Origin of the sequence: Streptomyces sp. NPDC101110, assembly GCF_044759525.1 — a bacterium.
Classification (GTDB): domain Bacteria; phylum Actinomycetota; class Actinomycetes; order Streptomycetales; family Streptomycetaceae; genus Streptomyces.
The window spans coordinates 19891-34502 of sequence record NZ_JBIVZM010000016.1; the positions used below are offsets into that span (position 1 = coordinate 19891).

A 14612-nucleotide genomic window follows, 5' to 3' on the forward strand; every position below is an offset into this window, starting at 1 on the left:
CGCACCGTCCGGGCGGTGTCGACCGGGGGCGGGAGCGGCACCCGGCGCAGGTCCCGGTCCCCGGTTCGGGTGGGGCAAAAGCGCGCCGTCCGCAGTGCTCAGCCGTGCACTGATAGCCGTGGGGCATGCTCCTGACCCCCCACAGCCGGGCCGCCGCCCCCACCCGGCGGCGCCGGACCGCAGCCGCTCTGCTCACATCGGCCGTCTCCGTCTGCCTCATCGCGGCGAGCAACCCCGCCGTGCCGCTCGGTGTCGGCGACCGGCTCTTCCCGCACCTCGGCAACCCCGGCTACGACGTGGCGTCGTACGACCTCTCCTTCACCTACCCGGGCGGCAAGAGCAAAACGCTGCGGGCCGTCACGACCATCGACGCCTGGACCACCGCCGACCTGGACCGCGTCAACCTGGACTTCGCCCGCGGCACGGTCGAATCGGTCGAGGTCGACGGCGAACCCGCTCAGTTCCACACCGCCGGCGAGGACCTCGTGATCACGCCCGAGAACCCGGTGCCGGACGGCACCTGGATGCGGATCACCGTGCGGCACACCAGCGACCCCGTGCGCGCCGCCGGCGGCTGGGTGCGCACCGCGGACGGCCTCGCCATGGCCAACCAGGCCGACGCCGCCCACCTGGTGTTCCCCTGCAACGACCACCCCTCCGACAAGGCGATGTTCACCATCCGGGTGACCGCGCCCGACGGGAACACGGTCGTCGCCAACGGCCTGCCCGCCGGGGTGGTGAAGTCGGACGGTGCGGCCACGTGGACCTACCGCAACCAGCATCCCATGGCCACCGAGCTCGCCCAGGTCTCCATCGGCCGCTCCACGGTGCTGCAGCGCAGCGGCCCGCACGGGCTCCCCGTACGCGACGTGGTCCCGACCGGGCACCGCAAGGCGCTCGAACCCTGGCTGGAGAAGACCCCCGGACAGATCACCTGGATGGAGGGCAAGGTCGGCCGCTACCCCTTCGAGACGTACGGCCTGCTCGTGGCCGACGCCTCCATCGGCTTCCAACTGGAGACCCAGACCCTGTCGCTCTTCGAGCGCGAGCTCTTCACCGACCCGGTCTACCCGCGGTGGTACGCCGAGTCGATCATGGTCCATGAGCTGGCCCACCAGTGGTTCGGCAACAGCGTAAGCCCCCGCACCTGGTCCGACCTGTGGCTGAACGAGGGGCACGCCACCTGGTACGAGGCGCTTTACGCCGAGGAACAGGCGGACAAGCCGATGCGGGACCGGATGAAGGCCGCCTACGGGGCCTCCGACCGCTGGCGCGCCGCCGGAGGACCACCGGCAGCCCCCAAGGCGCCCGGCGCCGGCAGCAAGACCGGCATCTTCCGGCCCAACGTCTACGACGGTGCGGCGCTCGTCCTGTACGCCCTGCGCCAGGAGATCGGCCGCCCGGCCTTCGAACGCCTGGAACGCGCCTGGGTCGAGCGGTACCGGGACGACACGGCCACGACGGCGGACTTCGTGCGGCTGGCCACCGAGATCTCCGGACGCGACCTGGACGGTTTCTTCCAGGGGTGGCTGTACGGCGAGAAGACCCCGCCGATGCCCGGGCACCCGGACTGGAAGCCGCAGGCAGCGGCGAAGGCGTCGCAGGCCCCCGTGCACCCGAGGGCTCTGGTCAGGCCGCAGGCGCCCGCGCAGCAGGCCCGGTCGGCGAAGGCGGCGGCCCGATAACACGGTGACGAGACGCCCCGTGCCGTGCGACCATCTTCAGGTCGGCGCGGCACGAAGCGCCGGGAATCTCCCGGCCCGCCCGTGCGTTGCAGACGATGAACGGTTTCCCACCAACGTAAGGATCCAATGACCTCCTCTTCTTCCTTTTCCCAGGACTCCAAGCGCTTCGCGCACAGCCACCCCGAGGGTCTTCGGGCCGATGCCCTGATGGAAGAGGACGTCGCCTGGAGCCACGAGATCGACGGAGAGCGGGACGGCGACCAGTTCGACCGCTCCGACCGCGCGGCGCTGCGTCGTGTGGCGGGCCTCTCCACCGAGCTCGAGGACGTCACCGAGGTCGAGTACCGCCAGCTCCGCCTGGAGCGGGTCGTCCTCGTCGGCGTCTGGACCTCGGGAACCGTGCAGGACGCGGAGAACTCCCTCGCGGAGCTCGCCGCCCTCGCCGAGACGGCCGGCGCGCTGGTGCTCGACGGAGTCACCCAGCGCCGCGACAAGCCCGACGCGGCCACGTACATCGGCTCCGGCAAGGCCGAGGAGCTGCGCGACATCGTCATCGAGACGGGCGCTGACACCGTCATCTGCGACGGTGAGCTCAGCCCGGGTCAGCTGATCCACCTCGAGGACGTCGTCAAGGTCAAGGTCATCGACCGGACGGCCCTGATCCTGGACATCTTCGCCCAGCACGCCAAGTCCCGAGAGGGCAAGGCGCAGGTCGCTCTCGCGCAGATGCAGTACATGCTGCCGCGACTGCGCGGCTGGGGTCAGTCGCTGTCCCGTCAGATGGGCGGCGGCAAGGGCGGCGGCCTCGCCACCCGTGGTCCCGGTGAGACCAAGATCGAGACGGACCGTCGCCGGATCCGCGAGAAGATGGCGAAGATGCGCCGGGAGATCGCGGAGATGAAGACCGGCCGCGAGATCAAGCGCCAGGAGCGCAAGCGTCACAAGGTGCCGTCCGTGGCCATCGCGGGTTACACCAACGCCGGCAAGTCCTCGCTGCTCAACCGCCTCACGGGCGCGGGCGTGCTGGTGGAGAACGCCCTGTTCGCGACCCTCGACCCGACCGTGCGCCGGGCCGAGACGCCGAGCGGGCGGCTGTACACACTGGCCGACACGGTCGGCTTTGTTCGCCATCTGCCCCACCACCTGGTCGAGGCGTTCCGCTCCACGATGGAGGAGGTCGGCGAGTCCGACCTGATCCTGCACGTGGTCGACGGTTCGCACCCGTTCCCGGAGGAGCAGCTGGCCGCCGTGCGCGAGGTGGTCCGGGACGTCGGCGCCACCGACGTGCCCGAGATCGTCGTGATCAACAAGGCGGACGCGGCCGACCCGCTGACGCTCCAGCGGCTGCTGCGCGTCGAGAAGCGCTCCATCGCGGTCTCGGCCCGCACCGGCCTGGGCATCGAGGAGCTGCTCGCGCTCATCGACAACGAGCTGCCGCGCCCGTCGGTCGAGATCGAGGCGCTCGTGCCGTACACGCACGGCAAGCTGGTCGCCCGTGCGCATGACGAGGGCGAGGTGATCTCCGAGGAGCACACCCCGGAGGGCACCCTGCTCAAGGTGCGGGTGCACGAGGAGCTGGCGGCGGAGCTCACGCCGTACGCTCCGGCGCCGGCGCTCTGAGTCCGGCTGAGCGCGCGTCCCGCCCGTGCGGGACGGCGCGTCTCGCCTGAGCCTGCGTCTCGCTCGGAAGCGAGAAGGCCCGCCCCCATCGATGGGGGGCGGGCCTTCGGCATCTGCGGGTTGTGCGGGTCAGCGACCGCCGTAGGTCTTGCTCATGTTCTGGTACAGCGCTTCGGCGTCACGCCCGAGCTGCGGCCCCGCCAGCCAGGTGTTGTCGGCCGGGCCGATCGAGGTGTTGGAGACCAGCACGGACTTGCCGTTCACGACCCGGAACCAGCCGCCGCCGGAGGAACCGCCGGTCATGTCGCAGCCGATGCGGTACATCGTCGGCAGGGACGGGCTGAGCGAGAAACGGCCGGGGGCGTCGATGCACTTGAACATCTTCTCGCCGTTGTAGGGCGGTGCGGCCGGGTAGCCCCAGGCGCCCATCTTGGCGGCCTCGGCCGCGGACGGAGCGGAGAAGTCCACGTCCAGCGCGGCGCCGACCGTCTCCTCCAGGGACTTGGCGCCCTGCTCGGGCTTCACGTGCAGCACGGCGTAGTCGTACGCGGCACCGTCACCGCCGCTCTCCGAACCGCCCTGGATCCACTGGTCGGAGGTGGAGGCCCAGTTCGCCCACCAGTTGCCGTACGGGGCGATCTCCGCCGGGTTCGCGTTGTTCAGCGCCGCCTCGGACCTGCCGAGGTCGTTGTACGCCGGGACGAACACGATGTTGCGGTACCAGCCGCCGTCGCCCCCGGCGTGCACGCAGTGGCCCGCCGTCCACACCAGGTTGGACTTGCCCGGATGGTTGACGTCCTTGACGACCGTGCCGGAGCAGACGGCCGGGCCGTCGGGGGAGTCGAAGAAGACCTTGCCGACCGGCGCCGCGTTGCGGTGGTACGGCGTCTTCTCGGCCTGTGCCCGGACGGGCGCGGGATCCGGGTCGCTGACGCCCTGGCCGGCCGACGCGTCCTTCGTCGTGACCCTCTTGTCGGCCTCCTCGGCGGACTGCATCCGCTCCGGCTTCCAGAGGCCCTCGATCACCGGATTGACGAAGTCCTTGGCGTCACCGAGCCACTTGTCCCGGTCCCAGTCCTTCCAGCCGCCGTTCTTCCACTTGTCGACGTCGATCCCGTGCTCCTTGAGCCTGCCCGCGAGATCGGCCGGGATCCGGACCTTGCCGCCGCCACCCGCGGCGGCCTGGGAGCCGGTGGCGTCGGGCTTGTCGCTCGCCGAATCCCCGGAACCACCACAGGCGGTCGCGGTGAGAGCCAGGGCGGCGACGAGCCCGGCGGCGGCGAGGACGGTGCCCCGTCCGCGCCCTGGTGCGGGCGTACGTGTGGAACGCATGGTGCGATGACCCCCGTTGGTGCGCACGAATGTAGTGCTGGTGAAAGTGATGACGAGCGCCGGTGCCGCGTGTACAGGGCACCGGTGGGGAGCTGTTGGCTCCGCGCGACACCCCACTATGCCCGTGGAGTTGAGGGCGTACCGGGGTGGCGCGGTGAAGGTTTGCCAGAGTCCCCGGGGGCGGGTGTCATGAGCCCGGAGGCTCCGGCGCGCCACCCCGCCCGGGGCGCCCCTGAGGGGCGGGTGCGCCGCCGGAGTCTTCTTCCTCCGGCGGCGGCGTTCAGCGGGCCGTCACCGACCCGCGAACTTCTTGCTGACCGAGTCGTACACGCCCTTGGCCACCCCACCCAGGCGCGGTCCGGCCAGCCACCCCGATGTCACCGGCCCGATCGAGGTGTTGGAGACCAGAGCCGGCTTGCCGTCCGAGCCGGTCGCGACCCAGCCGCCGCCGGACGAACCGCCGGTCATGGTGCAACCGATGCGGTACATCGTCGGATCGGACGTGGTGACCGACAGCCGCCCGGGCCGATCCTCGCACCGGTACAGCTTCTGCCCGTCATAGGGCTTCGCGGCCGGGTAGCCGATCGCCGTGACGTCCTTCACCTGCGGCACCGCGGGCGCCTTGAAGTCGACCGGCAGCGCCGAACCGACCACTTCCTCCAGCGACTTGCCGCCGCTGCCCTTCTCCGGCGTGACATGGATGACCGCGAAGTCGTACGGCGCGCCGTCACCGCCCGTCGAACCGCCCTGCTCGATCCACTGGTCCGAGGTCTGCGCCCAGTCGCCCCACCAGACCCCGTAGGGAGCGACGTCCTCGCGGGTGGCGTTCTCCAGCTCCGCCACCGGCTTGCCGTCGTCGTTGTACGACGGCACGAACGCGATGTTGCGGTACCAGCCGCCCTTCTTGCCCGCGTGCACGCAGTGGCCCGCCGTCCACACCAGGTTGGACTTGCCCGGGTGCGCCGGGTCCTTCACCACCGTCGCCGAGCAGACGGCCGACCCCTCGGGGGAGTCGAAGAACACCTTCCCGGCCGTGGGCACGTTGGCGTGGTACGACGGCTGCACGGCCTGCGCCTCGACCGGCTGGGGCGTCGGATCGGTCACGCCCTGGTCACCGGAGAGGTCGCTGTCGTCGACGCCCTGGTCGGGCTCCTCGGCCTCCCGCATCCGGTCCGGGTTCCAGAGCCCCTCGATGATCGGGTTGATGTACTCGTTCGCCTCGCGCAGCCAGTCGTCCCGGTCCCAGTTCTTCCAGGCGCCGTTCTTCCACTTGTCGATGTCGATCCCGTGCTCGCGGAGCCGGTCCCTGATGTCGTCCGGGATCCTGAACTTGCCGTCATCGGTGCCCGAGCCGGAGGCCGTGGCGGATGCGGAGGCCTCTGCGCCCGCCGTCGCATCGCCCGACTCACAGGCGGTGGCGGTCAGGGCGAGTGCCGAGACGAGGGCCAAGGCAGCCAGGGCGGGGGAGTTCCTGCGGCGCGCCCTCCCTCCTCGGGCGGCATCGGACGACGGTCGTCGTGTGGGTCGCATGATCTGACTCTCCCCCTGGAACGGAACGAACATGGACGATCCGGCGGTTACCACCCCGACTCCCGCTACTCAGGGGGAAGTTCGGGGTGACGTCGCGGTGTCCGGGAACGGCATCACACACTATGCGGTGGCTGTGGGGGCGATCCGACGGATCCGCAACAGTTCCGTCACGGAAAGGATCTTGAGGCAACCCGTAACCCGGTGAGTGATCCGGGGTTGGTAGCGGTGGGGGGCCTGCTGTCCGTGCTCGGTCCTCTGTGCCCGTGCCCGGTGGGAGGTCAGGGAAGTCGTGGCGGAAACCACCCATGGGGGTTGTGCGTCGGAGGAGGCCGCTGTGGGGCGTACGCAGGCGACACCCCTCCCCGGCGGTGCCCTTGCCGATGCCACTCGCGCCCAGCGCCATGCGCACGAGGGCATCCTGCGCCGCCAGGCCGCACGCGAACCCGCAGCCCGGACCTACGCCCGTGCCCTGCCGATCGTTCCGGTGCGGGCCCGGGGACTCACCATCGAGGGCGCGGACGGCCGCCGCTACCTGGACTGCCTCTCCGGAGCCGGCACTCTGGCCCTCGGCCACAACCATCCGGTCGTCCTGGAGGCCATTCGCACGGTCCTCGACTCCGGGGCACCGTTGAGCGCCCTCGACCTGGCGACACCCGTCAAGGACGCCTTCCTCACCGAACTGCTCCACACGCTGCCGCCGGACCTCGCCGAACGGGCGCACGTGCGGTTCTGCGGGCCCGCCGGCAGCAACGCCGTCGAGACGGCCTACGCCCTGGTCCGCGCGGCGACCGGCCGGGACGGTCTCCTGGCGTTCACCGGAGCCGGCTGGGTGAGAAGCACCGGGGCACTCGACGATCCGCTCGAGGACGCCCACGGCGTGGCAATCCCCTGCTTGCCCTCCCCGCAGGACCACCGCTGCCACCTCGGTGCCGTGGGCGACGAGGGGTCCGATCTCGTCCCCCACCGGACCGAGTCCCTCCCCGACCAACCGAGGCAGGGGGCGCCATTGCCCGCCGGGGTGATCGTCGAGCCCGTCCGGAGCGAGGGCGGGGTCGTGCCCGCGCCGGACAGCTGGCTGGCTCGCGTCCGACAGTTCACCGCCGACCGGTCCATCCCGCTGATCGCCGACGAGAGCCGGACCGGCGTGGGCCGGACCGGAGCCTTCTGGGCGGTCGAGCACAGTGGCGTGACCCCCGACGTGATGGTCCTCTCCAACGCCATCGGCGGCAGCCTGCCCCTGGCCGTCGTGGTCTACCGCGACGACCTCGACACCGGGCACCCCGGAACCCCCGCCGAAACCTTCCCCGGCAACCAGCTCGCCATGGCCGCCGGCACCGCGACCCTCGCCCACGTCCGGGAGAACGCCCTCGCCGAGCGTGCGGCGACTCTCGGAGCGCGGATGCTGGATCAACTCCGCCCACTCGTCTCCGAGTTCACCTGCGTCGGGGATGTGCGGGGGAGAGGGCTGATGATCGGGGTCGAGCTGGTGGACCCGGGAGGGGACAGCCCTCAAGGCGAAAGGGGCCCCGCCCCTTCCGATGCCCGAGGACCTGTGGCGGGCGGTGGTGCGGGGGCGCCGGTGACGCCGGGCAGCGGACCGCACAGACACAGGCCGCACTCCGCCGCCCCCGAACTCGCGGCCGCAGTCCAGCAGGAGTGCCTGCGCCGCGGCCTCATCGTCGGACTCGCCGGCAGGGCCGCGAGCGTCGTACAGCTGCTGCCGCCCCTGACCATCACCGACGAACAAGCGGCCGCCGTACTGGACCGCTTGGCCGGCGCGGTCCGGGCAGCGGCCCGGTGCCGTGGGGGTGGCACGGCAGCCGCACGGTGAACGCGGTGCACGGAGACGGCGGGCGTAGCGGTCCGCGACCTACCCGCGCTTCATGGTGTCCCTTAGCCGACGGCCCCCGTCCGCCATGAGCCCCGCAACGTGCCACACGCCATCGCCATGAGCCTGAGCGTCAGGACCACTGCACGCCCTGTGGCTCGCACGCCCTCAGGCCCGCTCGCCCTCAGGCCCGTAGGCCCGAGGGCCGTGTGACCTCACGTCCCGCATGTCGCGCCGAGTGAAGCCGCTCGGCACGCCGCCCCACCCGCACCATCCCGGACCCACTCCACGAGGTACCTGCCGTGAACGCCACTCCGCACCACGACGACCACGCCCTGGCCCCGGCCCCGGCCGCCTCGGCCCCGGTCCACGGACAACACTCCGCCGAAGCCAGACCGACGGTGACATCGCCGGACCGGAGGGTCCCTCACCCACGGCAGGCAGCCGACCCGGCCCCGGGGTTGAGCGAGGGGCATGCCACTGACCCACTGGAGCACCCCGACCCGCACACCGTCGCCCAGACCTCCGCCGTGGAGACCTTGCTCCGCTGCTGGGCACGCGAGACCAATCAGCACGCCCCGGCCGACGGCATCCTGCGCATCCCGCTCCCCGCGAGCGGCACGGTCCTCCTCGCCCCGGTGCGCCACTGGTCCCCGACGGGCTGGCATCGCTTCGACCCTCCTCGTCTCGCCGATGCCCCTGCAACCAGCCCACCGGCCGACGCCGTCACGGTCGCCGCCCTGCTGACCAGGGAGAAGGCCACAGAGGTCGCTGCATGCAACCGCGCCAACGACGCCGTTCCCACGCCCGCCAGCCACTCCGCCGGATCCGGCCCGATCAAGTGCGACCCCGATAGCCCCCTTTCCGTCGACTCCGTTTCCATGGAGGGCGTCGCGCTCGTCACCGGGGTAGCCGACTCCCTCCGACGCGCCGCCACCTTCATCACCCATCGCCGGGAACACCCCGCCGACGGCCCCGACCTCTTCCTGTCCGCGGAACAGGCCCTCGTCCTCGGACATCCCCTGCACCCCACCCCGAAGAGCCGCGAGGGTCTCACGGAGTCCGAAGCTCCCCTCTACTCACCTGAGTTGCGCGGTGCCTTCCCCTTGCACTGGATGGCCGTCGCTCCCTCCGTCCTCGCCACGGACTCCTCCTGGACCGAACGCGGCCGCCCCGTCCCCGCACCCCGTCTCACCTCACGTCTTGCCGGGACCGTGGTGCTGCCGGAGGGGTACGCGCTTCTGCCCCTGCACCCCTGGCAGGCACACGAGATCCGACACCGTCCCCAGATCGCCGCCCTGCTGGACACCGGGCTGCTCCGAGACCTCGGCACCCACGGCCCTGACTGGCACCCCACCTCCTCCCTCCGAACCGTCTACCGAACCCATGCCCCCGCGATGCTCAAGCTCTCCCTTGGCCTGCGCATCACCAACTCCCGGCGGGAGAACCTGCGTAAGGAACTCCACCGCGGCGTCGAGGTCCACCGCCTGCTCCGCAGGGGCCTGGGGCAGGAATGGTGCTCCGCGCACCCGGGCTTCGACATCGTCCGGGACCCCGCCTGGCTCGCCGTCGACACCCCCGACGGCACTCCCGTGTCCGGACTGGACGTGGTGATCCGCCACAACCCGTTCGGCCCCACCGACGATGTTTCCTGCGTCGCCGGGCTCCTCTCGCCGCGCCCGTGCCCCGCGGCCTCGCTGGAGAGGACTCCGGGTCATCCCGACAAGCACGGGCCTGCTCTGCGGTCCCGGCTGGCCGAACTGGTCACAAGTCTCGCCCGCCGCACCGGCCGGCCCCGCGGCGCCGTCGCCGCCGAGTGGTTCCTGCGCTACCTCACGCATGTGGTGCGTCCCGTCCTCTGGCTGGACGGTGAGGCAGGCGTCGCGCTGGAAGCGCATCAGCAGAACACCCTGCTCCTGCTGGACCCCGACGGCTGGCCCAGCGGCGGCCGTTACCGGGACAACCAGGGCTACTACTTCCGCGCATCCCGGCGCCAAGACCTCGACGCCCGGTTGCCCGGCATCGGAGAGCGGAGCGACACCTTCGTCTGCGACCAGGTGACCGATGAGCGGCTCGTGTACTACCTGGTGATCAACAACGTGCTCGGTCTGATCGGCGCGTTCGGATCCCAAGGACTCGCCGACGAGCGGCTGCTGCTCGCGGCCTTCCGGCGCTTCCTGCAAACTCTCGCCTCCGGCCCGGCCCGGCTGCGCACCTCGCTGCCCTCCCTGTTGCTCGACTCACCCGTCCTGCGGTGCAAGGCCAACCTGCTGACCCGGCTGTACGGACTCGATGAACTCGTCGGCCCGGTCGACTCCCAGTCCGTCTACGTCACCATCGCCAACCCCCTGCATTGCTGACAGCTCCGAGCAACTCCGACCACCGCTGACCCACTCCTTGATCTCTGAGGACTCGCCACCCCCTTCCCGAGAGGAGCGTCTGGTGTCTTCCGCCGACCTGATCACCGAGACGGGTATCACCGTCCCCGTCCCCACCATGACGGCCACGGCCTCCAGCACCGGACGGCGGGACGACTCCGGTCCCCATGCCGGAGGCTTTGCCCCTGGCGCTGCCGACGCCGGTCGCTTCGCCCGCACCGACAGCTTCGGCCGCGTCGGCTCACCCCTCGGAACGGACGCGGAGCGCGCTCCGGAGGCCGACGAGCACCCCCGGGCGGGCGGCAGGGACCCACACCATGACGACCTCCTCGACCGTCTCGCCGCATGGGGCTCGGCAGACACGCCCGCGGGCCGGTTCCATCTCGTCCCGGCGCGCATCGAACAGGACCTTCCGCTGATCAGCGGCTGGATGAACGACCCCGCCGCAGCGGCCTTCTGGGAGCTCTCAGGCCCGCAGAGCGTGACGGAAGACCACCTGAGGTCTCAGCTCGCCGGCGACGGGCGCAGCGTGCCGTGCCTGGGCGTACTGGACGGAGCGCTGATGAGCTACTGGGAGATCTACCGCGCCGATCTCGACCCGTTGGCCTGGCACTATCCCGCACGCCGTCATGACACGGGTATCCACCTGTTGGTCGGCGGAGCCGCCGACCGAGGGCGCGGCCTGGGAGGTCTGCTGCTCCGGGCCGTGGCCGACCTGGTTTTCGCTCGGCGGCCCTCCTGCGCACGTGTCATCGCGGAACCCGACATCCGCAACACCCCCTCCATCGCCGCTTTCCTGACCGCCGGCTTCCGGTTCTTCGCCGAGGTCGACCTGCCCGCCAAGCGAGCCGCTCTCATGGTCCGAGAGCGGTCACTCCGGCACCTGTTGTAGCGCTGTGTCATCGCGCCATCACTCATTGAACGCGGCTCGCGTCGCGACAGTTCCCGCCCGCCGGGCCGGTATTCACGAGGACCCCCGCCGCGACGGCACTCTCGCAGGCGTCCGACTCCGCCCATCCAGCGGGCGGTGCCCGCCGCTCACCTCCCACCCTGAGGAGCCCACACCCTTGATCCCTTCCCCGGCATCAGCCTTGATCGCCCGTTTGTCAGTGCAGGGTCGTAGGGTGGTCGCGCTATGACGAAGCCCTCACTCCCCGAACTCCTGCACGCTGCCGTCGCTGCCGTCGGTGGTACGGAGCGCCCCGGTCAGGTGGCCATGGCCGAAGCCGTCGAGGAAGCCATCGACGACGGCTCCCACCTGCTGGTCCAGGCCGGCACCGGTACCGGTAAGTCGCTGGGCTACCTGGTGCCCGCGCTCGCCCACGGGGAGCGTGTGGTCGTCGCGACGGCCACCCTCGCCCTGCAGCGCCAGCTGGTGGAGCGCGACCTGCCGAGAACGGTCGAGTCGCTGCACCCGCTGCTGCGCCGTCGCCCGGAGTTCGCGATGCTCAAGGGCCGGTCAAACTACCTGTGTCTGCACCGATTGCACGAGGGCGTCCCGCAGGACGAGGAGGAGGGCCTCTTCGACCAGTTCGAGGCCGCCGCGCCCACCAGCAAGCTGGGCCAGGACCTGCTGAGGGTGCGCGACTGGGCCGACGAGACCGAGACGGGCGACCGTGACGACCTCACGCCCGGCATCTCGGACCGGGCCTGGGCTCAGGTTTCGGTGTCGTCGAGGGAATGTCTGGGTGCCTCGAAGTGCGCGTACGGCGCCGAGTGCTTCGCCGAGATGGCCCGTGAGCGGGCGAAGCTCGCCGAGGTCGTCGTGACCAATCACGCGCTGCTCGCGATCGACGCCATCGAGGGCGCTCCGGTCCTTCCGCAGCACGAGGTACTGATCGTCGACGAGGCGCACGAACTGGTCTCCAGGGTCACCGGGGTCGCCACCGGCGAGCTCACTCCCGGCCAGGTCAACCGGGCGGTCCGGCGTGCCGCGAAACTCGTGAACGAGAAGGCCGCCGACCAGCTCCAAACCGCAGCCGAGGGCTTCGAACGGCTGATGGAGCTGGCGCTTCCGGGCCGTCTGGAGGAGATCCCCGAGGATCTCGGGTACGCCCTGATGGCGCTGCGCGACGCGTGCCGCACGGTCATCTCCGCGATCGGCACGACCCGCGACAAGTCCGTCCAGGACGAGGACGCCGTCCGCAAGCAGGCCCTGGCCTCCGTGGAGAACGTGCACGACGTGGCGGAGCGCATCACGAACGGCTCCGAGTGGGACGTGGTGTGGTACGAGCGCCACGATCGTTTCGGCGCCTCCCTGCGTGTCGCCCCCATGTCCGTCTCCGGGCTGTTGCGCGAGAAGCTCTTCGCTGACCGCTCCGTGGTTCTGACGTCCGCGACACTGAAGCTGGGCGGCGACTTCAACGGTGTGGGTGCCTCCCTGGGCCTCGCCCCCGAGGGCACCGAGGGCGACGACCTGCCGCAGTGGAAGGGCATCGACGTCGGCTCGCCTTTCGACTACCGCCGGCAGGGCATCCTGTACGTCGCCAAGCACCTGGCGCGCCCCGCGCGCGACGGTGACCGAGCGGACATGCTCGACGAGCTCACGGAGCTGATCCAGGCGGCAGGCGGCCGCACCCTCGGCCTGTTCTCCTCGATGCGAGGTGCCCAGCTGGCCGCAGAGGAACTGCGCTCCCGGATCCCCGAGTACCCGATCCTGCTCCAGGGGGAGGAGACGCTCGGAGAGCTCATCAAGAACTTCGCGGCCGACCCGAAGACCTGCCTGTTCGGCACGCTCTCGCTCTGGCAGGGCGTGGATGTCCCGGGCCCCAGCTGCCAACTGGTCGTCATGGACAAGATTCCGTTCCCGCGCCCGGACGATCCTCTGATGAGCGCCCGCCAGAAGGCCGTGGAGGACGCCGGCGGGAATGGCTTCATGGCGGTCGCCGCCACGCACGCCGCTCTGCTCATGGCCCAGGGCGCCGGTCGGCTCGTACGGGCGTCGGGGGACCGCGGCGTGGTCGCCGTCCTCGACCAGCGTCTGGCGACGGCCCGCTACGGCAGCTACCTAAAGGCCTCGCTGCCCGATTTCTGGTTCACGACGGACCGGAACCAGGTGCGGAAGTCGCTCGCGGCGATCGACGCGGCGGCCCAGCAGAGCGAAGAGGAGTGAGCCGCGGGTCGACCGGCGGTTAGCTGCCGACCGACCCCCGCGGGCACGAGTCCTTGGCCCCGCGGTTCGGCAACCGCCGCCGCTCCCGGACAGCGCAGGGCCCCGGAACCGGCGCAGGGGTCCCGGGGCCCGGTCAGAGGGCGGGCCTGTCGGCCCGGCCCGATGCGGGTGCGCGCTGTCAGACGCGCCGCAGTACGGCCACCACCTTGCCGAGGATGGTCGCGTCGTCGCCGGGGATCGGCTCGTAGGACGCGTTGTGCGGCAGGAGCCAGACGTGGCCGTCCTCGCGCTTGAAGCGCTTGACGGTGGCCTCGCCGTCGAGCATCGCGGCCACGATGTCGCCGTTCTCGGCGACCGGCTGGCGGCGCACCGTGACCCAGTCGCCGTCGCAGATCGCGGCCTCGATCATGGAGTCACCCACGACCTTCAGGACGAACAGCTCACCGTCGCCGACGAGCTGGCGGGGGAGGGGGAAGACATCCTCGACGGACTCCTCGGCGAGGATCGGGCCACCGGCCGCGATCCGGCCCACCAGCGGCACATAGGAGGCGGCGGGCTTGCCCGCGGTGTCCGTGGGCTGCACCGAGGCGGCCTGGTCGGAGCCGCGCACCTCGTAGGCGCGCGGGCGGTGGGGGTCGCGACGCAGGAAGCCCTTGCGCTCCAGTGCCATCAGCTGGTGTGCCACGGAGGACGTGCTGGAAAGGCCCACGGCCTGACCGATCTCCCGCATCGACGGCGGGTAGCCCCGTCGCTGCACGGAGTCCCGGATGACTTCGATCACTCGGCGCTGGCGGTCGGTGAGTCCCGAACTGTCCGCCCGGATGCCGGGAGGTCGGCCCGGCAGGGAGCGCTTGTGCCCCTCAGGGTTCGTGGCTTCGTTCATCGCATGCACCGGCTCCAGTCGGCCCTGGGAGCGGTCCTGGGCAGCGATGGCGGCACTGTCTGCGGTGGTGGTCACGTCGGCCCCTCTCGATGGTCTCCCTGCTGGACAACGGTAGTTGCTTTCGAAAGGTTGCGCCAAACACACGTTCGAGTGAAAAAACGTGAATTGCCGGACGCGGTCATGTGTCCGGGTGTATTGGCGGCCGTGCCACCTGGCGGGCAAAAGGGCCCATTGCTGTACTCTT

9 protein-coding genes are annotated in these 14612 nt (G+C 71.0%); 6 read left to right on the forward strand and 3 right to left on the reverse strand.

The window, feature by feature from the left end; all coding sequences use genetic code 11:
• Window positions 1–125: 125 nt before the first annotated feature.
• Window positions 126–1685: a M1 family aminopeptidase gene (locus ACIQU3_RS31095; RefSeq protein WP_403928918.1), complete on the forward strand. Its 1560-nt coding sequence runs from the start codon at window positions 126–128 to the stop codon at window positions 1683–1685.
• Between the two features lie 126 nt (window positions 1686–1811).
• Entirely contained in the window at window positions 1812–3305 is a 1494-nt protein-coding gene (gene hflX, locus ACIQU3_RS31100) for a GTPase HflX (RefSeq protein WP_366714343.1), read from the forward strand.
• A gap of 129 nt (window positions 3306–3434) precedes the next feature.
• Here the strand turns inward: hflX and ACIQU3_RS31105 are convergent, their stop codons facing one another.
• Together ACIQU3_RS31105 and ACIQU3_RS31110 are read right to left on the reverse strand one after the other, a co-directional pair.
• Complete coding sequence (locus tag ACIQU3_RS31105) at window positions 3435–4637, reverse strand: trypsin-like serine peptidase (RefSeq protein WP_403928921.1); 1203 nt, start codon at window positions 4635–4637, stop codon at window positions 3435–3437.
• A gap of 291 nt (window positions 4638–4928) precedes the next feature.
• Window positions 4929–6167, reverse strand: coding sequence for a trypsin-like serine peptidase (locus ACIQU3_RS31110; protein ID WP_403928924.1), 1239 nt, complete (start codon window positions 6165–6167; stop codon window positions 4929–4931).
• A 334-nt stretch (window positions 6168–6501) separates the two neighbouring features.
• Between ACIQU3_RS31110 and ACIQU3_RS31115 the strand changes: the two genes are divergently transcribed.
• From ACIQU3_RS31115 to ACIQU3_RS31130, 4 genes are all read left to right on the forward strand, one after another.
• Window positions 6502–7998: an aminotransferase class III-fold pyridoxal phosphate-dependent enzyme gene (locus ACIQU3_RS31115; RefSeq protein ID WP_403928927.1), complete on the forward strand. Its 1497-nt coding sequence runs from the start codon at window positions 6502–6504 to the stop codon at window positions 7996–7998.
• Window positions 7999–8297: 299 nt separating this feature from the next.
• Window positions 8298–10355 (forward strand): IucA/IucC family protein, encoded by a 2058-nt coding sequence (locus tag ACIQU3_RS31120; RefSeq protein ID WP_403928930.1) that lies wholly within the window; start codon window positions 8298–8300, stop codon window positions 10353–10355.
• A 136-nt stretch (window positions 10356–10491) separates the two neighbouring features.
• The gene (locus tag ACIQU3_RS31125) at window positions 10492–11265 is read left to right on the forward strand and encodes a GNAT family N-acetyltransferase (RefSeq protein WP_403929048.1); all 774 of its coding nucleotides are present in this window, start codon (window positions 10492–10494) and stop codon (window positions 11263–11265) included.
• Window positions 11266–11508: 243 nt separating this feature from the next.
• Window positions 11509–13485, forward strand: coding sequence for an ATP-dependent DNA helicase (locus ACIQU3_RS31130; protein WP_403928932.1), 1977 nt, complete (start codon window positions 11509–11511; stop codon window positions 13483–13485).
• A 178-nt stretch (window positions 13486–13663) separates the two neighbouring features.
• Here ACIQU3_RS31130 and lexA read toward each other — a convergent pair whose 3' ends face one another.
• The gene (gene lexA, locus ACIQU3_RS31135; RefSeq protein ID WP_053671024.1) at window positions 13664–14443 is read right to left on the reverse strand and encodes a transcriptional repressor LexA; all 780 of its coding nucleotides are present in this window, start codon (window positions 14441–14443) and stop codon (window positions 13664–13666) included.
• Window positions 14444–14612: the final 169 nt, after the last annotated feature.